This window comes from Candidatus Saccharimonadales bacterium, assembly GCA_035317825.1.
In the GTDB taxonomy this organism is placed as follows: Bacteria; Patescibacteriota; Saccharimonadia; order Saccharimonadales; family Saccharimonadaceae; genus DATHGB01.
In genome coordinates this window covers 1-24,184 of record DATHGB010000027.1, presented here as the reverse complement: position 1 = coordinate 24,184, position 24,184 = coordinate 1, and the positions used below count along the sequence as shown (strand labels likewise).

General features: G+C 46.3%; 28 protein-coding genes. 7 read left to right on the top strand and 21 right to left on the bottom strand.

The features are described 5' to 3' along the window. Positions 1–93 precede the first annotated feature (93 nt). Both VK497_05615 and VK497_05610 read left to right on the top strand, forming a co-directional pair. The gene (locus VK497_05615) at positions 94–1,230 is read left to right on the top strand and encodes a glycosyltransferase family 2 protein (protein ID HMI09843.1); all 1,137 of its coding nucleotides are present in this window, start codon (positions 94–96) and stop codon (positions 1,228–1,230) included. A gap of 21 nt (positions 1,231–1,251) precedes the next feature. Next, on the top strand, positions 1,252–1,485 hold the full coding sequence (locus tag VK497_05610; GenBank protein HMI09842.1) for a hypothetical protein: 234 nt from the start codon (positions 1,252–1,254) through the stop codon (positions 1,483–1,485). Positions 1,486–1,605: 120 nt separating this feature from the next. Here the strand turns inward: VK497_05610 and VK497_05605 are convergent, their stop codons facing one another. The 11 genes from VK497_05605 to VK497_05555 form a co-directional block, all read right to left on the bottom strand. Further along, on the bottom strand, positions 1,606–2,370 hold the full coding sequence (locus VK497_05605) for a gamma-glutamyl-gamma-aminobutyrate hydrolase family protein (protein HMI09841.1): 765 nt from the start codon (positions 2,368–2,370) through the stop codon (positions 1,606–1,608). A 36-nt stretch (positions 2,371–2,406) separates the two neighbouring features. Further along, positions 2,407–3,063, bottom strand: coding sequence for an SGNH/GDSL hydrolase family protein (locus VK497_05600; GenBank protein ID HMI09840.1), 657 nt, complete (start codon positions 3,061–3,063; stop codon positions 2,407–2,409). Beyond that, positions 3,060–5,906, bottom strand: a complete 2,847-nt coding sequence (ileS, locus tag VK497_05595) for an isoleucine--tRNA ligase (protein ID HMI09839.1) — start codon at positions 5,904–5,906, stop codon at positions 3,060–3,062. Before ileS ends, VK497_05600 begins: the two co-directional genes overlap by 4 nt. Next, a complete protein-coding gene (locus VK497_05590; protein HMI09838.1) occupies positions 5,903–6,436 on the bottom strand; it encodes a GNAT family N-acetyltransferase in 534 nt (177 codons plus the stop codon). The genes ileS and VK497_05590 overlap by 4 nt, the downstream gene beginning before the upstream one ends. Positions 6,437–6,694: 258 nt before the next feature. After that, positions 6,695–6,994, bottom strand: a complete 300-nt coding sequence (locus tag VK497_05585) for a hypothetical protein (protein ID HMI09837.1) — start codon at positions 6,992–6,994, stop codon at positions 6,695–6,697. Positions 6,995–7,000: 6 nt separating this feature from the next. Next, complete coding sequence (locus tag VK497_05580) at positions 7,001–7,618, bottom strand: vitamin K epoxide reductase family protein (GenBank protein ID HMI09836.1); 618 nt, start codon at positions 7,616–7,618, stop codon at positions 7,001–7,003. Beyond that, the gene (locus VK497_05575; protein HMI09835.1) at positions 7,611–7,868 is read right to left on the bottom strand and encodes a hypothetical protein; all 258 of its coding nucleotides are present in this window, start codon (positions 7,866–7,868) and stop codon (positions 7,611–7,613) included. The genes VK497_05580 and VK497_05575 overlap by 8 nt, the downstream gene beginning before the upstream one ends. 11 nt (positions 7,869–7,879) lie before the next feature. Then, positions 7,880–8,329 (bottom strand): transcriptional regulator NrdR, encoded by a 450-nt coding sequence (gene nrdR, locus VK497_05570; protein ID HMI09834.1) that lies wholly within the window; start codon positions 8,327–8,329, stop codon positions 7,880–7,882. An 11-nt stretch (positions 8,330–8,340) separates the two neighbouring features. Then, positions 8,341–9,555, bottom strand: a complete 1,215-nt coding sequence (gene ftsZ, locus VK497_05565) for a cell division protein FtsZ (protein ID HMI09833.1) — start codon at positions 9,553–9,555, stop codon at positions 8,341–8,343. 63 nt (positions 9,556–9,618) lie between these two features. Beyond that, complete coding sequence (gene ftsA, locus VK497_05560) at positions 9,619–10,866, bottom strand: cell division protein FtsA (protein HMI09832.1); 1,248 nt, start codon at positions 10,864–10,866, stop codon at positions 9,619–9,621. Between the two features lie 65 nt (positions 10,867–10,931). Then, the gene (locus VK497_05555) at positions 10,932–11,795 is read right to left on the bottom strand and encodes a hypothetical protein (protein HMI09831.1); all 864 of its coding nucleotides are present in this window, start codon (positions 11,793–11,795) and stop codon (positions 10,932–10,934) included. Between the two features lie 66 nt (positions 11,796–11,861). Here VK497_05555 and murI point away from each other — a divergent pair, with 66 nt between their 5' ends. After that, positions 11,862–12,533, top strand: a complete 672-nt coding sequence (gene murI / locus VK497_05550) for a glutamate racemase (GenBank protein ID HMI09830.1) — start codon at positions 11,862–11,864, stop codon at positions 12,531–12,533. After that, positions 12,520–13,206, top strand: a complete 687-nt coding sequence (locus tag VK497_05545; protein HMI09829.1) for an alpha/beta hydrolase family protein — start codon at positions 12,520–12,522, stop codon at positions 13,204–13,206. The genes murI and VK497_05545 overlap by 14 nt, the downstream gene beginning before the upstream one ends. 30 nt (positions 13,207–13,236) lie before the next feature. Here VK497_05545 and VK497_05540 read toward each other — a convergent pair whose 3' ends face one another. The 8 genes from VK497_05540 to VK497_05505 form a co-directional block, all read right to left on the bottom strand. After that, positions 13,237–13,374, bottom strand: a complete 138-nt coding sequence (locus VK497_05540; protein HMI09828.1) for a hypothetical protein — start codon at positions 13,372–13,374, stop codon at positions 13,237–13,239. Between the two features lie 77 nt (positions 13,375–13,451). Next, positions 13,452–14,204, bottom strand: coding sequence for a type I methionyl aminopeptidase (gene map, locus VK497_05535; protein ID HMI09827.1), 753 nt, complete (start codon positions 14,202–14,204; stop codon positions 13,452–13,454). Further along, the gene (locus VK497_05530; protein ID HMI09826.1) at positions 14,185–14,742 is read right to left on the bottom strand and encodes a nucleoside monophosphate kinase; all 558 of its coding nucleotides are present in this window, start codon (positions 14,740–14,742) and stop codon (positions 14,185–14,187) included. Before VK497_05530 ends, map begins: the two co-directional genes overlap by 20 nt. Before the next feature lie 13 nt (positions 14,743–14,755). Next, complete coding sequence (locus tag VK497_05525; GenBank protein HMI09825.1) at positions 14,756–15,211, bottom strand: GatB/YqeY domain-containing protein; 456 nt, start codon at positions 15,209–15,211, stop codon at positions 14,756–14,758. 3 nt (positions 15,212–15,214) lie between these two features. Further along, entirely contained in the window at positions 15,215–15,430 is a 216-nt protein-coding gene (locus tag VK497_05520; GenBank protein HMI09824.1) for a 30S ribosomal protein S21, read from the bottom strand. Between the two features lie 40 nt (positions 15,431–15,470). Then, positions 15,471–17,105: a single-stranded-DNA-specific exonuclease RecJ gene (gene recJ / locus VK497_05515; protein ID HMI09823.1), complete on the bottom strand. Its 1,635-nt coding sequence runs from the start codon at positions 17,103–17,105 to the stop codon at positions 15,471–15,473. Further along, a complete protein-coding gene (locus tag VK497_05510; protein HMI09822.1) occupies positions 17,105–17,404 on the bottom strand; it encodes a winged helix-turn-helix domain-containing protein in 300 nt (99 codons plus the stop codon). Before VK497_05510 ends, recJ begins: the two co-directional genes overlap by 1 nt. Positions 17,405–17,484: 80 nt before the next feature. Continuing rightward, entirely contained in the window at positions 17,485–18,141 is a 657-nt protein-coding gene (locus VK497_05505) for a hypothetical protein (GenBank protein ID HMI09821.1), read from the bottom strand. 96 nt (positions 18,142–18,237) lie between these two features. Here VK497_05505 and priA point away from each other — a divergent pair, with 96 nt between their 5' ends. Genes priA through fmt form a run of 3 tightly spaced genes read left to right on the top strand, consistent with a single transcriptional unit; the run spans position 18,238 to position 21,633 of the window. After that, positions 18,238–20,178: a primosomal protein N' gene (gene priA / locus VK497_05500; GenBank protein ID HMI09820.1), complete on the top strand. Its 1,941-nt coding sequence runs from the start codon at positions 18,238–18,240 to the stop codon at positions 20,176–20,178. Between the two features lie 32 nt (positions 20,179–20,210). Further along, complete coding sequence (gene def, locus VK497_05495; protein HMI09819.1) at positions 20,211–20,786, top strand: peptide deformylase; 576 nt, start codon at positions 20,211–20,213, stop codon at positions 20,784–20,786. Next, positions 20,746–21,633 (top strand): methionyl-tRNA formyltransferase, encoded by an 888-nt coding sequence (gene fmt / locus VK497_05490; GenBank protein HMI09818.1) that lies wholly within the window; start codon positions 20,746–20,748, stop codon positions 21,631–21,633. Before def ends, fmt begins: the two co-directional genes overlap by 41 nt. Here the strand turns inward: fmt and VK497_05485 are convergent. Next, positions 21,621–22,052 (bottom strand): DUF5663 domain-containing protein, encoded by a 432-nt coding sequence (locus VK497_05485; protein HMI09817.1) that lies wholly within the window; start codon positions 22,050–22,052, stop codon positions 21,621–21,623. The two genes, fmt and VK497_05485, sit on opposite strands and share 13 nt — an antisense overlap. 83 nt (positions 22,053–22,135) lie before the next feature. Next, positions 22,136–24,004, bottom strand: a complete 1,869-nt coding sequence (locus VK497_05480; GenBank protein ID HMI09816.1) for a hypothetical protein — start codon at positions 24,002–24,004, stop codon at positions 22,136–22,138. Positions 24,005–24,184 lie beyond the last annotated feature (180 nt).

Below are 24,184 nucleotides of genomic sequence, written 5' to 3'. Positions count from 1 at the left end.
GCAGCAAAGCGGTTTTCACCGCTTTTTGTATGCATGGCGTAGCTTAACGTAACAAACTCATTCTCTATACTAAACTGAAAACCGGAGGCATATATGCTGACCGTCCTTGTGCCTGCGCACAATGAGGGTACCAAGCAGAAAACCATCAAAGTCAGAGACCGTGTTCTGATCGATGGCTTTTACGAAAAAGCCATCGTTGAACAAGTCGTGACCATCGACCCCCCACTACTCGAGACTCTGAACAGTCTTCGATCTCAGTCCGTACAAGTCGACCGAATCGTCGTTATCGCAGACAACTGCACCGACGACACGGCCGGCATCGCCCTTGGACAGGGTGTCGAGGTCTTCACGACCATCGACAACCGGTTCAAAAAAGCCGGCGGACTAAACCAGTGGCTGGACGAGAACCTCTCGTCCCTCGCTCCGAACGACCAGGTCATGGTCATGGATGCTGACAGTGTCCTCGATCAAAACTTCGTCATGCACGCACAGAAATTCATCGCCGACGGCTACCATGCCGTGGGCGGGGTGTTCCTGGGCAAGCCCGGAGGCGGACTGGTCGGCATGTTGCAGCGAAACGAGTACGCTCGTTACGCCCGCGACGTCGAACGAAAAGATGGCAAGACGTTGGTTTTGACAGGTACGGCAACAATTTTTACTGTTGCCTGTCTCAACCACGTCATCGAAGGCCGAAAGTCCGGAAAGATCCCTGGAGGCATCGAAGGAAAAGCTCAGGTCTACGACACGAAAGCGTTGACCGAAGACAACGAGCTGACCTTCGCGCTTCTCCACCTGGGATACAAAATCATCGCTCCCGCCGAATGCGCGCTCAAGACTGAAGTCATGGAAACATGGGGCAGTCTGTGGCGTCAGCGTGACCGGTGGAAGCGTGGAGCCATCGAGAACAACGTCCACTACGGGATTACCCGTGTGACGGCCAAGTACTGGGGACTCCAGGTCTGGGGTTTTCTGGGAATTCTGGCGACCCTTGCCTATTTGGGTACCCTCGGGTATTCGGTAAGCGGAGGTAGCATGCACTTCCATACACTCTGGATTGGAGTGACGGTCGTGTATATCGTCGAACGATTCATCACCGTCCGCAAACGCGGATGGCGTCAGATGTGCATCTCGGCGATACTCGTCGTCGAGATGCCGTACGATCTGCTCCTGCAGGCCGTACATGTCAAGGCACTCTGTGCTGCGACGTTCCGTACTCAGCAAAACTGGTAGACAAACTAAGGAGAAGAACACATGCCGTACAACCCGACTCCCTTCAGCACCACCGCTTCGACCGGTATGGGTGCTGCAGGCGCCGGTAGTACCGGGCTCTTCATGGGAATGGACAACTGGCTCTTCATCGCGCTGGCGCTGTTCACTCTCGTGGGAGCCGTTCTGGCCGCAGGCCGCATTCTGCCGAAGTTCCACTTCGTCGGGCGTGTCTCGCCGAAGGCGCTCTTCAGCAAGAAGGGCCGCCGTCGACACTGAGACTGCTCTTCCGGCAGTGACGCCTCCGAGTTCGGAGGCGTCACTGCCGTGTGTTTTGTTATGTTTAGCTTGCCCCGACAAATTGTCGGGGCTTTTTCATATATGCTACTCGGAACTTTGCTATTTTGAGATCGACACCACTTCCTCTTTATCAACAATGTCTCGTAGACTGACTGATGCAAATGTCGGTTGATCTTTTTTACATAATGCAACAAAGACACCATAAACCCGCTCAACTGTATTGTCAGATTCTGCATGCCATTGAACGCCAAAACGATTTCCGTTTTGTATGGCCTCTACTACCCCGTCAGCCGTTCGGGCAGCGACTTCCCAGTCATTGGCAACTCGGTTAATTGCTTGGTGATGTCGAGGTGCAGAAGGAGTTGATTCTCCTGCTTTGTATCCTAAAAAATCACTACTAAATGTGACGAGATGATCATTTTCTGGTGTCTGTGACGCATGACTCTGCGCGTCAGGAACCTGAGATGGAATATCCTGATAAAGGCTGCCACCAAAATGTACATTCATGAGCTGCATACCGTAACAAATACCTAGAATAGGTGTTTCAGCCATGTCACACGCATCAATAAGTGCCAGCTCCCAGCTTGCACGCTCCATCGTCTCGACATCTATCATTGTTTCGTGGTGCTTTTCACCATAAAGCTCTGTCGGAATATCATAACCGCCACTTATCACGATACCGTCGCAAAGTTCGGCAGCTGCCTGCGGAGTCATATCAGGAGTAAGCAAAATCGGTATTCCACCAGCAGCTTTGATTGCCTGCGTATAGTCACGCCGAAGATAAAGATACTCGACACCGTGAAAATCGATAGTCCCATCAGGATTGGAACAGACAGAAATACCGATTATTGGTTGCTTTGCCATACTTATCCGCAGTATATCAAGCAAGCATAAGAAATACTATGGGGCTGATATAGTTTTAGCCACAAGAGTCGCCAATGCTGGGTGGGATTCTTTTTTGAAATGAATGCCATCGACACCAGGTTCGGCAACAGAGGCTGCGTCGATGAAAAAGCAGGCTTCCTCGTTGGCTACCTTTTGAATCTCACCTGCAAGATCCTGTGATTTCATCACTGCTTCGTGACTATAATTCTCCGCATAGAACATACTGAATAGTTCAGCCGTATCATCAATGAGAATTGGGCTGATCAAGATAATTCTTGGTATTTTGCCCTCTTTATCGACAGCAGTCTCGCGCACATCCCGCACAAGACCCCGTAGTGCTTCGGCGACATCCGTAGCGCTACGACCAAACGTAGTCTTAAGATCATTCGTGCCAAGCATTATGGCAACTATGCCAATCGGCCTATGGCTTTCAATACAGGGTATGAGATATGTTTTGCCATTCCGGCCTGGCTTTTTATAGTACTCTAAATCAGTCGTCCGGCTATTCAAGCCCTCTTCTATAACATAGTAATCATCACCCAATATATCCTGGAGCTTACCTGGCCAACGAACGTTTGACGGAAAACGCCCGCCTTTTTTTTCAGGTCGTTGGCCCCAGGTATTGGAGTCTCCGTAGCAGAGAACGGTTACCGCATCTGGATGCGTGTTCATGCTTTTTGCAAGCCTACAGTCAGCTCAACACCTTCAACTTTGGCGGTAGCCTCATACGACTTTTCACCAGTTTTGGTTAGATTATCAGCAAGTGTTTCAGATTTAATCGTATCCGCGTGTTCGTTAATTGCTGCTTGCAGGTCAGTATCATCAGTCTTAAGAACCAGGCTAATGTGATCGTCAATGTTTAGACCAGCAGCTTTACGGGCTGATTGTACATGACGAATTACTTCGCGCATCAGACCTTCACGTTTAAGTTCTGGCGTTAGTTTGGTATCAAGTGCTAGCTCTTTACCAACCCTGACTGCTTTAACGTTCAATTCATCCTTCAGAATATCTTCAAAGTTCACAAACTCGCCTAGGCGCGGAACAGTGACACTCGCAAGTGGTTGACGAACCTTTAGCTTATTCTGAGCGCGCAGACTGAGACCTTGGTTAACATAGTCGCGAACTTCTTCCATGTCTGTGACGACTAGTTCATTCACATGCCCAGCTGGAAGCCAATCTTTCAAATGAACGCTCTCGTCGCCTGTTAACTTTTGGTAGAGTTCGTCAGCAAGGAATGGCGTAAACGGCGCTAGGACATAGCTTAGACGAACTAACACGTAATGTAATGTGCGATAGGCCATGTCTTTGTCCGCATCATCCCCGCTCTTCCAGAAACGACGGCGTGAACGGCGAACATACCAGTTAGACGCATCTTCAATAAACGGTAAGATCGGTTTCATAGCATTTGGAATATCATATGCGTCCATATGCGTTTCAACTTCCGCAATTAGCTGATGCATCCGTGAAATAATCCATTGGTCCAGCGGATTCGTACAGTCTTCCAGCGGATCCGAAAGGTCATCTTTCCATTCCCAACCATCCACTTCGGCGTACATCGTAAAGAAATCGTACATATTCCAAACCATACTAAGTTTGCGTGCAACGTCACCCACTTCTTTATCTTGCAGCGCAAAATCTTCTCCGTTGAGAAGCGGGCTCTGCAAAAGCAAGAAACGCAGTGAGTCAGCCGAGAATTTGTCCATGAGCTCGTTCGGGTCGGTATAGTTACCATAGCTCTTGCTCATCTTACGACCGTCATTACCAGCCACATTACCGGTCACGATCACATTCTTAAAGCTATTCTCGCCAAACAGCGCGACGCTCATCGCGTGCATATAATAGAACCATGCTCGCACCTGGCCAATATATTCAACGATAAAATCACCGGGGAAATTCTCGTCAAATTTCTGCTTGTTCTCGAATGGATAGTGGAATTGGGCAAACGGCATACTCGCCGCTTCAAACCAACTATCCATCACTTTGTCGATGCGAGTGTATTTTTCTCCATCAATTTCAAACGTCACTTCGTCAATCCATGGACGATGGTAGTCTTCAAGTTCAACGCCTGAAAGTTCTTTGAGCTCCGCATAGCTTCCGATGACTTTCGTTTTGCCGCTTTCTGACTTCCAGACTGGCATGGCAGTCGCCCAAAAGCGGTCGCGGCTAATGTTCCAGTCTGGCGCCTGGAGAACAGTCTTTTCGAATCGGCCATGTTTGACATGCGCCGGAAACCAGTTAATCGGCTCGTTTTTCTCGAGCATTTTTTCACGCTGGCCATCGATATCCATAAACCAGCTCGGGTGCGCCCGGTACATAAGGCGCGTGCCGCAACGGTGACAATGTGGGTATGAGTGGCGGATGTAATCGATCTTCCAGACTGTTCCGCGCTCTTTTAATTCCTTGGCAATCGGCTTATTCGCCTCCCAAACATTCTGCCCTTTCCAGTCACTTTCAGTATAAAAACCATTTTGGTCAATCACGTGCACAACAGGTATTTTATGGACTTTTGCTAGTTCAAAATCTTCTTCACCATAGGCTGGAGCAAGATGGACAATACCAGTACCAGATTCTGTCGTAACATAATCAGCCGCCCAGACTTTATGCGCATTGATGCCACGATCTTCAAATAATGGATCATACGTTTTACCTACGAGCTCTTTGCCTTTTAGCGTACGAATAACTTTATAGTCCAACACGTTATGTTTTTCATCCGTAAGGACTTTACCGAGCAGTTCCGTTGCCAAAATAAAATGTTCGCCATCAAGTTCAACTTCCGTGTACTCAACTTTTGTGTTCACCGCAAGAGCGGTGTTGGCTGGAAGCGTCCACGGCGTCGTCGTCCAGGCAAGTACGCACGTGTCTTCACCAGTTAACTTGAACTTTACGTATACGCTTGGATCAGTCACGTCCTGGTAGGCACCGGCATCCATCGTCACTTCGGCTTTCGATAGCGGCGTGCCGTCAAGCGTACAGTACATCAGGACCTTCTCACCCTCAAAAATCTTGTCTTTTTCGTATAGCGTTTTAAACGCCCACCAAATCGACTCCATGTAATCCTTGTCCATGGTTTTGTAAGCACCCTTAAACTCTACCCAGCGTCCGATGCGGTCAACCACATCTTCCCACGCGCTACTTGTTTCAAGCATGTTTGCGCGTGTCGCAACGATATATTTCTCTAAACCATACTCAAGCACTTCTTGACGCGAATGAATGCCAAGCTTCTTTTCGGTGTAGCGTTCAGCAGGCAGGCCATGCGCATCCCAACCCCAAACACGTTCTACCCGTTTGCCTTTCATTGTTTGATACCGCGGTATGGCATCCTTAACGATCGAGCTAAGTAGCGTCCCGTGGTGTGGAATGCCAGAAATAAACGGAGGGCCGTCATAGAAAACATATGAATTATCAGCCGGTCGCATTTCGACTGACCGTTCAAACGTTTTATTTTTCTTCCACTGAACGACGAGGTCTTTTTCGTATTCTGCGGCTCGTCTGCGTGTGCCTGATTTGTATTTCATTGCTTATCTCCTTTTCGAATCATTGTGACAACTGGTATTACTTCGTGTACGGTGTGCTCGGAATGTTCTATTTCTTTGAAGTTATATTTACGGTAAAACGCTTTGGCGCGTTCATTATACGACGCAACCTCAAGCTCAAGCGATCTATGCGGGTCAGCCCAGGCAATAATCTCGTCCATAAGGTTTTGCGCGAGCCCTGCTCCATGATATTGCTTATCGACATATACCGCACCGACCCGTTGCGTTTTTTCGTCTCTATGGGGGTTAATAAAGCCTACGACTTTACCGCGTTCGTCTTCCGCAATGCGATAGATCATTGCCTTACCTTGCCCGGATTGGCGTATTTGCGCCCTTCGTGCTTCGAGTTTTTCAGGATCTTGCCATTTTCCAACCCGTTCCTTCACCCATTCCCGCGATACTCCTGCCGCATCATTTGGATACGTATCGAGCCACGATTGGTCATGCATAGCGACGATCGCTTCTACGTCAGCTTCGGTAGCATCTCGAATTGTAAGTTTCGCTTGCTTCATGACATCGCCTTTCTTAAAACAAAAAAATCCCTTTTTAGTCACTGGAATCCGCATGATGCGGACGGTACCATCCAGTTTCTAAAAAGAGATTCTTTCTAGCGCTTAGTTGTTCAATCTAACGGGTCGATGACCGTCGGGTTCTACGTCGCTTCATGCGATTTCTTCCCGCAACTTCGTGGGTGATAGCCACTTATCCAAAAGGATTGTCTGTATCTATATCCTAACGCACACGCTAATAATCTTCAAGGGGGCTATTGTTCAATTCAATTCTTTGTCGCGGAAGAGACTTGAATCAAGATCAACACAGCCTGCCTCCTTCAAGATAGTAGATACCATAGGGAGGCGACCCGATTCACCGAGTGGAAGTTCTGTCAGCCCGGCATATTTGAAAAGTAGCCCGATTGCATACTCTTCATCTTGATTTTGCGCCCTCTTAATCTCTTCCATTACGTCAATCCTAATATACTTGCTCAGCTCATCAAGGCTAAGAATAAAGCCGTCCCAAAAGTCACGTCTGTCTGTTTCACTTTCCGTACTACGTGGAACCAGTTCAGACATAGTATCTTAAGCGAATAATCCTTCGCCAAACTTTATAAAAACAATAGCGATCATAAGAACGACCCAGCCTGCAACGATTACTTTGTCGTAATCCTTCTTTAGCCATTCACTCACCTTTTGATGAGTTTTCCTGGATAGGTCAAAGTTATTTTCGCGGAGGTTATAGCGAAGAAGTGCTTCAAAAACGATTGTCGTCACAAAAGTCACGACTAAACACCAAGGACAAAGTACCTGAATGACAAATACGCTCTGGAAGAACAGCCAATACGCGAAAATCAGTCCTAGCCCATAGCCGATTTGCGCTGCTTGCATGAACTTTTTCGGAAACTTTACGCCGCATAGCCCCGCAATGGCCACGGCAATGACAACCGAGTAGCCCATTAGGCCAATTAGGCTATTAGGAAAGCCGAATACATGCGACTGCCATGTCTGCATAACGGTTGCGCAGTTTAGAACAAGATTAAAGCTACAGCTAAGAACCGCGTTGGGATTTTCAAGCAAATGAAATTTTTCAACCGTAAGCGTGAAAGCCGCAATTAAACCAGTAAGTCCAGCGGCAAGCATCGTTCCGAAAATCCATCTATTAGATCTTTCGACCGACTTTTTTTCACCGAACTTAAACATAGTAACTCACCTCGCTAATTGTCGGGAGCGGACGACCACGCCACAAATTCTGCATAACACCATCATCGCTAATTGCCACGACTGACGGGTATTCAACGATATCGTACGCACGGCAAAAATCAATTCCGTCAGGAGTTTCGGGGTCAATCGTTTCTAAGTCGTGCCCTGTTTGCCGCTTAAAATCCCGAAGATAATCAAGAACCTCCCTTGCGTAGTCGCTTTCATCTTTGTACACGATGACTGCCTTCATTTCAGGACCTCCTATTTTTTACGACGCTGCTGTAGAATCTCTTCAAACTCATCAAGGGTTTTAAAATCATGGTATACACTGGCGAAACGAACGTAGGCAACTTCGTTCCGAAGCGCAAGTTCGTCCAGTACCAAATCACCAATTTGACGTGATGTTACTTCGCTTTCGCCAAGTTCGTACAAAGCTTCTTCGACATTGTTAATGATTTCTTCAACTTCGACTTCGGATGAGAAAAACTTGCCCACCGAACGCTTAATGGCGGTGGAAAGTTTGTCGCGGTCAAATAGCTCACGGGTCGTGTCGCGTTTAATAACTGCGAGATTTGGACGCTCAATGCGTTCATAAGTCGTAAACCGGTGTTTGCCGTCAAGCGATTCGCGGCGGCGGCGAATCGTCACGCCATCAGCCGACTCTCGTGATTCGATCACGCGACTGTCACCGATTTTAAGTTTTGTACTCATGTTGTATTAGCCTACGATTCGTCTGATTTTTTGTTCTTTTTACGGCGGCGAAGGAATGCCGGAGTATCATCGTCATCTTCTTCAGCTGGAGTACTCCAGATGTCGTGTGTCGGCTCTTCCGCAAAGCTTGCTGCTGCTTCGCTATGGTCAAGATCCATATTGATTGCCTCGACCGCTTGGTCAACCGCGTGGGTGTCTTCTTTAGGTTCGACTCGCGTTGCGATACCAGATCCAGGCGTTTCAAGCTGCGCAGCTTGTTCGTGGAAGTAGGCACTGTCAAAACCAGTTGCGATAACCGTAATGATCAGTTCGTCTTCAAGTTCAGGTTTGAGCGTCGCGCCAAAGATAATGTTGGCATCAGGCGCAACAGCACTCGTAATAATCTCGGCCGCTTCTTGGATTTCACTCATGCTCATGTCGTAACCACCGGTTACGTTAAACAGAACGCCTTTGGCACCATCAATCGATACTTCGATCAGCGGTGATTCAATAGCTTGTTGGGCGGCTTGTGCCGCGCGGTCATCACCACTTGCGCGTCCGATACCCATTAATGCGGATCCGGCGTTACTCATAACGGCTTTTACGTCAGCAAAGTCGAGGTTAATCAGACCGTGTTCGGTAATAAGTTCAGAAATTCCCTGAACACCCTGACGAAGGACATCATCAGCAATCTTGAATGTTTCAAGAAGCGGCGTACGACGGTCAATGGTTTGCAATAAGCGGTCATTAGGGATGGTGATCAATGTATCAACCTGGCGTCCAAGCTGCGCAATCGCCCATTCAGCATTTTGTCGGCGTTTTTCACCTTCAAAACTAAATGGTTTTGTCGCAACGCCAACAACCAAAATACCAAGCTCACGTGCGATCTCGGCCACAACGTGACCCGCACCACTACCCGTACCACCACCGGCACCAATCGTGACGAATACCATGTCAGCACCCTGAAGCGCCTCTTTGATTTCTTCGCGAGATTCTTCTGCGGCAGCTTCACCGGTTGACGGATCAGCACCAGCACCCAGACCATTGGTCGTCGAATGCCCAAGGTGAAGCTTTAGATCAGCCCTTGAGTTATGGAGCGCCTGCGCATCGGTGTTCATGGCAATAAATTGCACGCCGGCTAGGCCCGCGTCTTTCATGCGATTGACAGCAGAGCCGCCCGCGCCACCGACGCCGACTACTTTGATACTGGCAAATGTTTGTATTTCACTTGGTTTCACTTCAGGCATCTGATGCACTCTCCCCGATATTCTATTCTTATCTAGTATAACATTGATTGTTTAAATTCAAATTCAGGCTTTAAATCTACCCAAAAACTTGGATATAACACCGCTGGCTTGCTTCAAAGTCGCTTTGCCGTTCATGCTATTTTTCTTGCCGGCTTGCGGCGTTTGGCCTCCGCCCGGTCCTGCATCAAGCAGCATGAGCCCAATAACCGAAGCAAACTGTGGTTCTTCGATATTTTCCGCCACGCCACCAAACCCAGACGGTTTGCCAATTCGAGCGGCTAACCCTAGTTTTTGTTTGGCATAGTCAGCAATACCCTTTAGCTTTGCCGTGCCTCCCGTTAGAACGACACCGCTAGGTAACTGGCCAGCCCGGCCAGCTTTTTTGAGTTCTTTGTGAACCGCGTCAAAAATCTCTTCCAAGCGGGCTTCGACAATCTCGTCAATATCGTTCGAGCTAAAACTAAATACTTCACTGTCGTGCTTAACGCTAATTCCCTCGGCTTCACTGCGTGGAGTTGCTACTGCATGTGCCAGTTTCACCTTTTCGGCGATTTCCGGATCCGTTTTTAACCCGATCGCGAGGTCATTCGTAATATTCGTGCCGCCAACCGGAATAACGGCAACGTATTGCAGGTCGCCTTCTTCGAATATCGCAACGCTTGTTGTTGCGCCGCCAAGATCAACGACGGCAACCCCATTTTCGATTTGTTGCTCATTCAAAACAGCCCTAGCGGCAGCAAGGACTGATGGCACGATTGCGTGCGGATGAACTTTAGCCATATCGGCTGATTTTTGCAGGTTCGCAAGGTGCGGTGTCAGTGCTGAAACAACATTAGCGGTAATTTCGAGCCGAGTTCCCGTCATCCCTAGCGGGTCTTTGATATTGTCTTGTCCGTCCAAACGATAGCTGTGCGGAACAACCTCTAGAATTTCACGGTTTGCAGGTACTTTGCCCAGAGTTGCAACTTCTTCAATACGATTTAGATCTTCGCCTACAATTTCATGGTCCATTGCTCCCACGGCAATCATGCCGTCGGCCTTCGTACTCAGAATATGAGCCCCGTTAATGCTGATTGTCGCCGCGTCAACCTGATAGCCGCTCATACGTTCAGCTTCGCCAAGCGCATCGTCAATCGCTTGTGCTGGGCCGGTAAGATTTGCTACCACGCCTTTTCGCATACCACTGTTTGGAGCCTGACCAACACCAACAATCGTCGGAGCGCCTGTCGTCGCATCAATATGACCAACCACGCAGCGAATAGTGGTCGTGCCAATATCAATACCGACAGCATATCGAGAAGTATCTTGCATGCGTATTAGTATAACGCTTATGACAAGTTTTGCCTAGCGTGTGATGTCTGTTAGCAAATTAGGAATTAGAACTTTCTATAGTCATCTTTACGTCGACGAGACGTACTATTTTCTCGTATCTCAGCTAGACCGAGGCGATATGCATCACGACGCAGCATGACTAAGTTATCCGCTGAACGAAATAGAAGTTTTCGAACCTTGTCTGCTCGTTGCCTTGCGGCTTCTTCAACGCCATACGCTTCCTTTTCATCGGCTGCATATTCTGCCGCGGCAGCGATCTTACGTTCACTTTTAACTTTTTCGCGTAGTGTTGCTTCATCACGAACATCGGCAAGCCCAACAGTGCCACTACTATCGCCTAGACTTTCACCTCTAGGCGTATGATGCATCGTTGCGAATGGCCCTAGTTTATCGACAATACGCTGCATATCGTCAGATAGCTCTATACCCTCTCCGTCATCGGGAAGTTTATAGATACCTTCAGAATGACCCGTGCCCCTAAAATGCGCACTCATACCAGACCACTCCGCGGGAATAGTTACGTCCATCACTTGTCCATCTATCAAAAGACGCCACGTAGACTCGGGCCCTTTACCTGGAAGTTGAACTGGGTGATTGGGGTGATTTTCTTTGCTCGGTGCAACAAGAATTAAACTACCCTCAGCGTCAAGATACGCAGAAGCCGCTTTAAAGCCCTCTTCCTGCCACTCTTCACTCAAGCTTTTACGGATTCCATCTAACTCTTCGAGAGTATTGGGAGCTTCGCCAGATCCAAAATATTCGACCAAACCCTCTATTTGCTCTTTAGGAGTAGGGAGATGCCCTTGTTGTTCGGTAGAGTTAGTCTCCTGCCCCTCCCCTTCTTGAACAGCAGTTATTCTGCTAAATTCTGTATCAAAATATTTTTGTGTCTTTGGTATTTCTGGCATAGTAAGTATACAATATCATACTTATGCTTAAAATACAAGCCGGCACACGGATGCTACACTAGTTACATGGAACTTGGCGTCTTTGATTCTGGTATTGGCGGAGAGGCTGTCGCCGCATCACTTCGCATAACTTTTCCAGATGCACAAATTACTGTCGTTAATGATCGGAAGAACGTTCCTTACGGTGATAAAACACCAGATCAAGTTATTTCGTTAACCGGTAACGCGATCCAGCCACTCCTAGAAGCATCTTGCGATGTTATTATTCTTGCCTGCAATACGGCAACCGCACTTGCGATCGAATCACTCCGAACAAAATACCCAGATCAAAAATTCATTGGCGTAGAACCTATGATTAAAACAGCGGCAAGTGTTACAAAAAACGACACTATTGCCGTCTGTGCCACCGCCGCAACTTTGGCTAGTGAGCGTTATCATAATTTAATTGCCAAATACGGATTCCACCTTACGATTCTAGAACCAGATTGTAGTACCTGGGCCTATATGATCGAAAATAATGCAGTTAACCACGAAGAGATAAAACGCGTCATTGAAGATATGTGTTTACGTGGTGCGGACGTAATCGTATTAGGATGCACCCACTACCACTGGATCAAAGAATTAATTCTTGAAATAGCAGACGGCCGAGCGAAAGTTATCGAACCATCAGACGCAATCGGCAGACGCGTTCAACAACTACTACAAAAGGAAGAAAAAATATCACATGCAATTAACTAAACGAAGCTTAAAAATTGGCAACCAGGAAATAGCTTGTGAATACGCTATTAAAAAACAAAATGTCGTTATATTACACGGCGCCGGAGCATCCAACCGAGCCCGCTACTACCCTTTTGCTGAGGAAATTCTCAAACACGATTACGGTGTCGTTTTATTTGATTTTACAGGCCACGGTGAAAGTTCTGGCGAGCTGAAAGATTCTTCGTTGAATAACCGCCAAGAACAGGCGCTTCAGGTTATAGAAAAACTCCTTCCGAAAAATAGTGATTTTATTCTTGTAGGCTTTAGTATGAGCGGCCAGACAGTATGTGATTTATTGCCACTATTTCCTAGACGTGTAAAAACAATCTTATTAGGCTGTCCAGCTATCTACACAAAAGATGCAGCGAATATCCAATTTAAAGACGACGGGTTTAGGACACTTATTCGGACAGATAGCAGTTGGAAAAATAGTACCGCTATTACAAATTTAGCCAAGTTTAGCGGAAAGACATTTATCGCATACGGAGATAGAGACGAAGTAATCCCCAAAGAAGTTATCACAACGCTACAAGCTACAGCAAAACATCTGACATATAGACACTACGATGCGTCACATGCACTCGCTGTCTGGCTTGGCGAAAACCCACGGGAATTAGAAAAATTAGTCAATGAAGTTACCGAGAAGAGCTAGGCAGATAGAGATACCTTTCAGCCTAGTAGGCTATGCAGTTGAAGCAGTTTTCAATTGCTCGGCCGCCGCTTGCAGATAATCTGCGCCGATAACTGGAAATTTATCGAATAATTCGTTCTGCAACCTAGGATGATCACTTACGACATTGTTAATATCTAGGGGTAGCATAGGGCCTCGCTATCTCTGCAATCAAGCATACGCATCGGTGACTCTCAGTTGTGCTCATAATAGTAGGTCATCTCCTTCTATAGTATTGTCAATATCTCAGCACCTGCTTGGGTGATGAGCACGGTGTGTTCAAAATGAGCCGAAAGGCTTCCATCGGCCGTTCGGATTGTCCATCCATCAGCATCGGTTTTAATGCGCTCTTTACCAAGTGTAGCCATAGGTTCGATAGCGATTGTATCTCCCGGTCTCAAAAGTACCCCCTTGCCTTTTTGTCCGTAGTTCGGAATTTCTGGCGGCATATGCATTTCAAACCCTACGCCATGACCAACAAGGTCACGAATAATACCAAGTTTTCCGTCCTTTAAAACTTTTTCTACGGCAGCACTAATGTCACCCGTATGAACAGGCCCTTTGATCGCATCAACCGCGGCATATAAGCTTCGCTCGGTTGCGTTCAATAGATGCTTTTTAACACCCGTAGGGGTTTCATCGACAACCATCGTAAAGGCCGCATCCGTTTTCATATCTTTATACGTAATGACCAGGTCGAAACTAACAATATCGCCCTTTTCAAGAACGTAGTCCGATGGCACCCCGTGAACGATCTCGTCGTTGATGCTAATACAGATCACCCCAGGGAAATTAACTTCGCTTGTTTTGTACGTCGCAATCGCACCGTGTTTTTTGATCCGTTCAGCCACCCAAGCGTCAATTTCTAGCCCGCTCATACCCGCGCTAACATGCGCCTTTAGATCAGCGTAAATGGTAGCAAGAATCTTGCCGCCTTCACGCATCGCCTGAATCTGCTCGTTAGACTTTGACGGTTGCATCGCTATTTACTTCTGCGTAAATCCGATCATGTACTTCACCCGCGGTGCCCGTACCGTCAAGATGGACGATCTTCACGCCGTCCTCGGCGAAACTTCCAAGCACTGGATACATCTTCTGCCGATAAATATTCATACGCCTTGCAATCGTCTCGGGTGTATCTTCCATGCGGCCACGCTTCTCAAGGCGCTTCATAAGCTCCCCTTCTGGCACTTCAAGCGCGACAACCAGGTCAATCTTCTCGCCGTTCTCTTCCATATAATCAGCAAGCCACTCGGCTTGCGCTTTGGTACGCGGGAATCCATCAACAATAATCTTTTCGTAGTTTTTCGCTTTCGCACCGCGAATCGCTTCGTCGAATACTTCATAGGTAAGTTCGTCGCTCACTAATTCACCGGACTTCAATACCTTGATTACTTCTGGATCTTTGCTCGTACGCAGCATCTCGCCTGTCGAAAGCCACTTCCATCCCTGACGGACAGCCAGCATCTGGCCTTGCACACTTTTACCGGCACCGGTCGGACCAAAAAATAAAATCACCCTGTCTTTTCCTCTACTGTGTTAGTTGTTCTTTAACAAGTTTCGCGACGGTCGCACCATCGGCGGTATTGCCAACTTTTGACTTCACGACGCCAATAACTTTACCCATGTCGCTCATGCCGTTAGCACCAAGTTGTTTGATTGCTGCTTCAATAATAGCTTTAACTTCTTCTTCGCCAAGTTGCGTAGGAAGGTAGATACTCAAAATTTCAGCCTCGCGGCGTTCATCGGCAGCCGATTCAGCCCGATCATTTTGTTCATAGAGTGTTGCGCTTTCGTTGCGCTTTTTGACCTCTTTTGCAACAATTTGTTCAATCTCGGCGTCTTCTAAGCCTTCGTCGCGCTTGCTTTTAGCGACTTCTTCGTTCAAAATTGCGGCCTTTAGACCCCGCAACGTTTCCGCGGCAAAACGATCGCCGCCCAAAAGAGCGGCTTTAAGATCGTCTTGAATGCGCTGCTTTAGCGCCATGAATTAACGAATCCCCAAACGGGCTTTGGCTAATTTTTCGCTTTTGCGTTCCTTGCGGATAATCGCTTTTGCACGACGTTCAGTCTTGCTTAGAGGTTTGCTGAATCGCATTGTTGCCTTTGCTTCAGCTAAAACACCGCTCTGCAAAACCTTACGGTTGAAACGACGAATAATATTTTCGTTCGCTTCGCGTTCATCTTTACGTGTTACTTGTACCATATGGGAGTATTGTAACAGAGAAGCAGTTTAGATGCAACAGCTATAGAGCTGCATCTTCAAGATGCAAAAGTCGCCCTTCCACGCTACGTCGTCCCTGCCATTCATTAATGGTCGGCTGAAACCAAACTGTTACTTGTTCACCCGGTTCGACAAAAAAATGTGCGGGAGCACTAAATGCCAGAAATTGCATTGTTTTTCCTTTACTATCGCGAAGATCCAATTTAACATGTTGGGCATCCGCACCCATTCGACGTTGGCGCGTCACGACAACATTTTCAGCTTTTAAAACAGGTTCGGGGTTACCGTTTCCAAACGGCTCTAAAAGTTCTAGCTGGGTTAGCAGATCTTCATGAACAAAGGTAAAATCATCTATTGCAACATCCGCTTTCGGCAGTAGCAGGCTTGGCTGATCGCGTAATTTTTGTGATTTATAGAATTCATTCACCCGCTTTCGAAAAGCGGCAATGTTTTCGGTTGGCATCGTTACGCCGGCCGCTAATTTATGGCCGCCGCCTTTGGTGATAATGTCATCGGACGCCCTAATCGCATCGGCGGCGCTAAAATCACCGTAGCTGCGAGCCGAACCTTTACTCTCGTCGCCCATTTCCTGTAAAACATAGGCTGGTTTTTTATATTTTTCTAAAAGTTTTGCCGCAACAATGCCAATAATGCCATGATTCCAGTCCGGGTGACTCACAACCAAAACCGGGTCGTTTTTGAATGTTTCCGCCTGGATAATTGCCGCTTTAAAAATCGCATCTTGGTCACTTCGCCTGGCAATATTCAGTGCGTCAAGTTGCTGCGCTTTTTCAAATGCTTCTATCTTATCGCTTGCCTGTAACATTTCAAGCGCATGCCTAGCGGTCTCTAGCCGTCCCGCCGCGTTCATACGCGGTCCAAGACCAAATCCAAGGCTTCGTGCATTAACTTTGTTCGGTTCAACTTTTGCAACTGCCATTAATGCTTTTAATCCCGGCCGGCGTGTCTGCGCCAAAACTTTCAAACCCCAATAAACATTGGTACGGTTTTCATCAACAAGCGTCACAACGTCACAGACAGTTCCAAGCGCCACCAAATCAAGCAGCCATTTTTCCTGTCCAACGGGTAGTCCTTCCAGTCTCGTCTGTAGCGCCTGAACTAGCTTAAACGCAACGCCCACTCCCGCTAAATCAATAAATGGATACGAGTGGTCGGTACGTTTTGGATTAATCGTCGCAACTGCTGGCGGTGGCGTATTGGCAACATTATGGTGATCAGTAACGATCACATCAACACCCAGCTCGTTCGCCCGTGTAATTTCTTTGTGGCTTAAACTACCGCAATCAACAGTAACAATGAGATTCGCTCCTGTCGCTGCGATTTTCTCCACCGCATCCACCGTCAGTCCATAACCTTCGACAAAGCGATTTGGGATAAATGCCTCGACATGTTTAAATCCAAAGCTCTTAAACGCATCAAGTAGAACCGTTGTTGCTGTCAGACCATCGATATCATAATCGCCATAAATAGTTATGTGTTCTTGCTTTTCAAAAGCGGCAACTAATCTATCGACCGCCGCTTGCATATCCGGCAGTAAAAACGGATCATGTTTTGTGTTGTAATCAGGCGACAAAAAAAGATCACGCGCCTGTTTGTCAGGTACGCGTGCTTTTAAAATTTCTTCAAATATATCCATTAAATATCGGCAGATTGGCGCTTGGGTCGACCAGCATGTTGCTGAGATTTAATGACGATGCTCTGTAGTTCTTTAAAGATCGGGAACTGTTTATTCGTAGAATAAATCTTGGTATTTCCCTGCTTTTCACTGGTTAAAAATCCAACCTTTTCAAGTCGTTTTAGTTCGCGTTGAATATTGCCTGGATCTTCTTTGATTAACTTTGCAAGTCCTCGAACATGCGTGTGAAAATCAGGATATTTGGCATATACAACCACTATTTTTCGGCGCACTCGAGATGTAATAAAAACGTCTAACATTATTTCCCTTATTTAACTTCAGTCTGGCTCATCCGTTGCTTTTTATTCTACACTTTTTGTGCATGGTTTGGCAAGCCTTGTTAACGCCAATTCAGTACAATTTGGTTGATTTTAGCGATCGTATCTTCGTGTGACGGGATGTCATTCTGCTCGTAATAATGGTCTGTTCCCATGAAGTTTTCCTTCACATCAAGTACGTGTAATTCATCTGCAATTATGTGCAGTTTGTCTACGGCTGGTACAGTCGCTACAGGTGTAGCAACAACAAGTTTCTGGATCCGAATTGGCTTTAAAAAATCCACAGCAACGTCAAGTGACGCCCCATTGTCTAAACCATCTGCAACTAAGATAACCACATGGTCTCTAAGCATGTCATGATCAATAATACCGCCGTCACCAAGCAGCCTATTAATTTTTTGAAACGCCTCACGCTTTTGCTCTTCTAGGTAACCGTGGAACTCACTCGCGTATTCTTCAACCTCACCAGCGCTGAACATGCCGTTATACGTAAATCCGCCGCTCTGTGAAACACCGCCAAAGCTCACACTCTCACCAGGGACAGGAATATCTTCAATCAGAAGCATTGTCAGTACGCAGTGAAGCGCTTCGGCAATCTGTTCGCCCACTTGAACCGCACCGTCGCTAAGTGCAACTACAACACAGTTTTCATATCGATATGTCGGAACAAGCCGCTCCGCCAAAATCTGACCCGCTTGGGCACGACTTTCAAAATACATACGTTTAGTTTATCAGTATAATGCTGACGTGACGAGCAAAAAGGATAATTTGCCCTTTTCCGAGTTAGGATTCATTAACGAAGTATAATAAGACGTATGTACTACTACGAGGTGGCGCCAAATCAAATCGTGCGCACTGAAAGCATGTCTTTTACCTATGCTTCAAAAACACCCCTCCCCATTGGACAATTGGTCATTATAGAGGTAGGTAAAAAACAACTCGTTGGCGTAATCTTTTCCGAAGTTGCAAAACCAAGCTATACAACCAAAGAGATAACTTCAATAATCGAAGGACAGCCGCTACCTCTCCCTATTCTTGAACTAGCTAAATGGCTCAGTAACTATTACACTTCGCATCTTGCGACCGTTTTACAAACACTACTTCCTCGCGGCCTACAAAAAACACGTCGGGCACGTCAAATTATTACAAAAGAAAGTTTACGAGATCGAACAAATATTGTGTTCACTGCGGAGCAAAAAGAAGCTATCGACGCGATAGAACAGATGACGCCCGGCACTGCGCTACTTCACGGTGTCACAGGTTCCGGGAAGACTCATGTCTATATTGAAACTGCCAAACGCGTTCTTGATCGTGGCCAGTCGGTCATTATTCTTGTCCCAGAAATCGCGCTGACTTCACAACTGGTTGATGAATTCTCGCATCACTTTAAAGATATCATTCTCACCCACTCTCGTCAGACCGAAGCAGAGCGTGATCTTGCCTGGAGAGAAGCTTTGAATAGTAAAGTACCCCGTGTTGTGGTGGGTCCTCGCTCTGCCCTTTTTATGCCCTTATCGAATATCGGACTTATCGTCATAGACGAAGCCCACGAACCAAGTTTTAAACAAGAACAATCTCCTCGTTATTCTGCCCTTCGAGCCGCAAGCATCCTCGCGCATGAACACAAAGCTAAAGTTATCCTTGGAAGTGCTACACCGGCCGTTTCTGATTACTACATCGCCCAGCAATCCAATCGTCCAATTATTCATATGACAAAACGAGCCAAAGACGGTAGTGTTCCTCCTACTATTACTCTGATCGACATGACAAAACGTACTGGGTTTAAACATCATCGCTTTTTATCCGACAAACTCATTACCGAACTTACGACGACTTTCGAAAGTGGTAATCAAGCACTTATTTTCCATAACCGTCGAGGTAGCGCCTCCTCGACGTTGTGTGAAAACTGTGGCTGGTCAGCTATCTGCCCACGGTGTTTTGTGCCCTACACGCTGCATGCCGATAAACATCAGCTCCTATGTCATATATGTGGATCGTCAGATAAAGTCCCGACGAGTTGTCCTGAGTGTCATTCCGCCGATATTATTCATAAAGGTATTGGTACCAAGTTAATAGAATCCGAACTTAAAAAATTATTTCCGAACAAAATAATTGTTCGATTTGATGGCGATAGCGAAACCGGCGAATCGGTCGAGGAACGGTACAAAGACTTATATAGCGGCGCAATAGATTTAATCATTGGTACACAGGTCATCGCAAAAGGACTCGACTTACCCAAGCTTCGAACGGTCGGCGTTATTCAGGCCGACTCTGGCCTTAGCCTGCCCGACTATGGAGCCGAGGAAAGAACCTTTCAACTACTCGCCCAGGTTATTGGACGCGTCGGACGATCGCATCATCCGACAAACGTTGTTGTTCAAAGCTATCAGCCCGGACACCCTGCCGTCATTGACGGCCTTGCCCAAGATTATGAACATTTTTATAAAACAACGCTCATCACCAGACAACGTGGTCACTTCCCGCCTTTTACTTACCTTTTAAAACTGACATGCGTTTATAAAACAGAAGCCGCCGCTATAAAAAATGCAAAAAAACTCGCTAATGAGCTAAAGACAAAAATGGGCTCACAAGTACAAATACTTGGACCAACCCCCGCCTTCTACGAACGAACCCGCGACACTTACCGGTGGCAATTGGTTGTTAAATCGCAAAAACGCTCGGCACTCATCGATCTTTTGAAACTTGTTCCGCCTACACACTGGCAAACTGAACTAGATCCAATTAGCCTACTATAAAAAGCTTCATTTCATCTGTTATACTTAAAGGAATGAAAAAAGAAGATATCATTGCTCTGCCAAACCCGCACCTCCATGAAAAATCCAGTAAAGTGCACGTCATTACCGACGACGTCGTCAAATTAGTACAAGACATGACAGATGCATCCCTAGACTGGGAAGATTCTCGCCCTCACGAAATCAGCGCAGCCCTTGCTGCTGTTCAGGTAGATATAATGGAACGAGTTGTGATTGTCCGAAGTGATTTTGACGACAAAAGCGCCCGCAACTTTACTGCTCTTATTAATCCCGAGATCGTCAAGCACGAAGGCGAAAAAATTTACGACTACGAAGGTTGCCTCAGTGTCAGTAATATCTATGGTAAAGTCCCGCGCAGCTCTAAAATCCGTGTTCGTGCAATGGACGTAGACGGCAACGAAGTTCGATTCAAAGCCGAAGGCTTCCTGGCCCGCGTCATCCAGCACGAAATTGACCACACAAACGGTGTCCTTTTTATCGATCATATTCGCGATAAAACAGATGCATTTTACACCCTCGACGAGAAAGGCGAACTTCAACCACTTAGCTATGATGAACACATCAAAAACAATCGTATTCTTTGGGACTGAGGATTTTAGCCTCACCGTTTTAACAGCTTTAATCGAAGCTGGCTATACTATTGGCGCTGTCGTTACTAAACCTGACAGTAAAAAAGGTCGTGGTCAGCAGCTGACAGCTCCTCCGGTTAAAGTCCTTGCTACTAGGCATAATATTCCGGTTTGGCAGCCTGAAAAGCTCGCTGATATCGCATCGGATATCAAGACTCTTGGCAATCCTGCCGGCGTTCTTGTTAGCTACGGCAAAATTATCCCTCAAAGCATCATCGATTTATTCACACCAGGTATTATCAACGTTCACCCATCACTTTTGCCAAAATATCGCGGCCCGACACCTATCGAATCGGCTATAAAAAATGGCGACGAAACAACTGGCGTATCCATTATGCAGCTCAGTGCCAAAATGGACGCCGGTCCTGTCTATGCCGCAAAACGATACCCGTTAAAAGGTACCGAAACTCAAATTAATCTGTATCGAGCCCTAGCGGTGGTTGGTTCAGACCTTTTACTCGAAACACTCCCTCGTATTTTAGATGAATCACTGCAACCAGAAACACAACAAGAAGAGGCAGCAACGTATTGTGCATTACTCACCAAAGATGACGCATGGATTGATCTGAAAAAATTAAGCGCAGCCAGGGCTGAACGCCGAGTCCGCGCATACCTTGTCTTTCCTAAAAGCAAACTAAAAGTTAATGATCTTGATATTATCGTCACGAAATCACATGTATCAGGCCAACAAAAAACACCGCTCGACATTGAGTGTCAGGACGGTGCTTTTCTTTCAATTGATGAGCTGGTCGCTCCAAGTGGACGTCGTATGACCGGCGAGGCATTTCTTCGTGGCTATCCCGCTTGATTGTTGCCTAAAATCGCATCGCGGCTTGCCATAATTTCTTGCTTTAGTTCATCTAAAACTGATTTTACGACATCGCGGTAATCAGGACGATTCATACCTAGCCATTTCAGTGATGCGTACTCAGAAAGCATAATGATCTCCGTTGTGCCTTCAGGTGCCGCAGAGCTGAGCTGTTGGTATGTTGGATCATTTAGGTAGTCAGGTGTATTAGCAGCAACCCATGCGCGAACTTTTTCTTCGTCGCGATCAACAAATGATTCAAATTCGCCCAGTTGAGCGTCGGTCAAGCCTTCTGATAATTTAGTTCCAACCCGCAATTCTAGCTGGCTGTAAATATGTTCTAAAAATGCCTTTTTTTGATCTTCTGGCATCTGGTCGAGGCCAAGATCTTTTAGAAATTCATCATCCAATTTAAACATTTGATTGTCTTACCCTTCTCGCGTATTATCGGTTCTTCTAGATTAATTTTAGCATATCCTGGGGTACGATGCGCCCTGTAAGATTAAGAGTTAGCCTTAGCTTCGGCTTCAGCAGCTTGGCGTGCTCGTTCTTGCTCTTTTAGGGTCTTCGTACCGTTTTTGCCTGTTTGCCATAAAAGATTGTTCCATACGCTTGTACCTAAGGTAGAAGCAGCACCCATTGCTCGGGCACGAGCAGATTCTTTTCGAGATTCTTTACGAGATTCTTTCGAACGGAAAGCTTCTCTAGCCGCACTAAATTTAGAGCGTAAATTCTTTGCAAGCTGGATGGTTTCAACAATTGGCTGTTCTACAAACTCATCTGTCCAGTCAAAGAAATCGTATTGTTCTTCGTTATCGTTTATCGTACCTTCCTTAGCCCATTCTTTAGGTGATTTTTGGACATATGCCTTTTTAAGAGTTTCAAGAAGTTGCTTAGCTCCTGGTGCAGTAGAAGCTGGCTGTGGTTCGTTATTTGAAGGTGTGGCGACTTGCGTAGGACTCAGCGCGTCGTTAAGGTGCTGAGCGATTTTAGCAGCCTCATCTTCATCGTAGTAATCAGAACTGTAGTATTCAGTCATAATATTGTCGTAGCCTGCAACAGCTTTATCGAATCGCTCTTGAAGCTTGGCCTTTTCAAGGCTATCTTCTTCTTGATGACGTTTCAAATCCAAATCACTTATAATGTCGACGAGCTTATTCAAGTCATCAACAGCAGTTTGAGCTTTAAGTTTCTCTTCTTCAACCAGAGCATCCGATTTTGCATCAGGTGACTTAGGAGTATCCTGAATGTCAACAGCTGGAATATTTTTGTAACGATCATTAAAATACTGCAGAACTTGCCCATCATAACCTTCTTCGCTAGAAAGCTTGCCATAAGTACTTAGTTTGTCGTTATAGTCTTTCTCAAGCTCAGCAAGCTCTTTAATCAACTCGGGGGTTTGGGATGTTCGTAATTGGTCACGCACTTCGGTAATATTATCAAGTAAATCATCAATAAAATGCGCTTGTGCATTTTCAGTAATGCTCTTAATAAGTTCATCTTCATCAATAGGAGCAATGTCTGGGTGAGACTCGGAGGGTTCTGGGGTATCATCATCGATAAGTTCGGCTGCGCTCGTTTTACGGTCCTCATTCCCTTGAGAATCAATGCTATCAGCAGACGTAGCTTCGGTGCTTTTAATCACTTCCTCGGGTGAAGCTGCTTCGCCCTTAAAGTGCGCCCAGGCGACATTATCAGCCTCTATATCAGCTCCAGGTTGTAATTTATACTCCCGGCTTGCCTTATAAAATTCACGTTCAACCTCTTTTCTTTGCGCTTCAAGAGATTTTCGGCGATCGTCAGTAAGAGCAAGATTTTTCAGCTCTTCAACGAGAATAGCATGTTGATTTGCGTGTGCGTACAAAACAGCTGCTTCGTTATTAATCCCTTTTGAAGACTTGTGAGAATCAGCTTGGTCTAAAACTTCAGATGTACTCTGTGATTCATTAACTTCTTGAGAATCAGGAAGAGTATCCTGCACACCCAGTAATGGACTATCGAGCTCGCTCGTCATATCTGCAAGCGCCTTTTGTACATCTTCGCTCGCAATAAGTGATGGGTCATTGTTATAATATCCAGTAATATCTGCAACATTTTTATAATGAGAGAAATCTCTTGCTGCTTCAGCCGCTACTGTTGAAGGGTCTATATCGGCAAATATATTCTCTTTTGGCGTCACTCTGTTAAGCTCAGTTTGCAAGAAATCAAGCTGAAGCTGAAAGTTATCAATTTGCTCTTTAAGTGCAAGAACCTCCGCTTTTGCTGCACTGATTGCTTCAGGGCTAGCAAGTGTTTCGTGAGAAGTAACGTTTCCTTCACCGGCGGCACGCGTAGATGCCTGATGAAATTCGGGTGATGATTCTTTTAACATGGTGGGTTCCCTTCTTGAAAGGAGTTATTGCTACTATTTGTTGTTTATTTATCTTAGTTCCACTGTACCATGGTTTTGATGTAAAGTCAAGTATAAGCGTTGGCATATTAATTGTCGATTAGCTACATTAAAACGCCCAATGTTAACATTGGGCGTTTTAAAAATAGCGAATTTCTATTT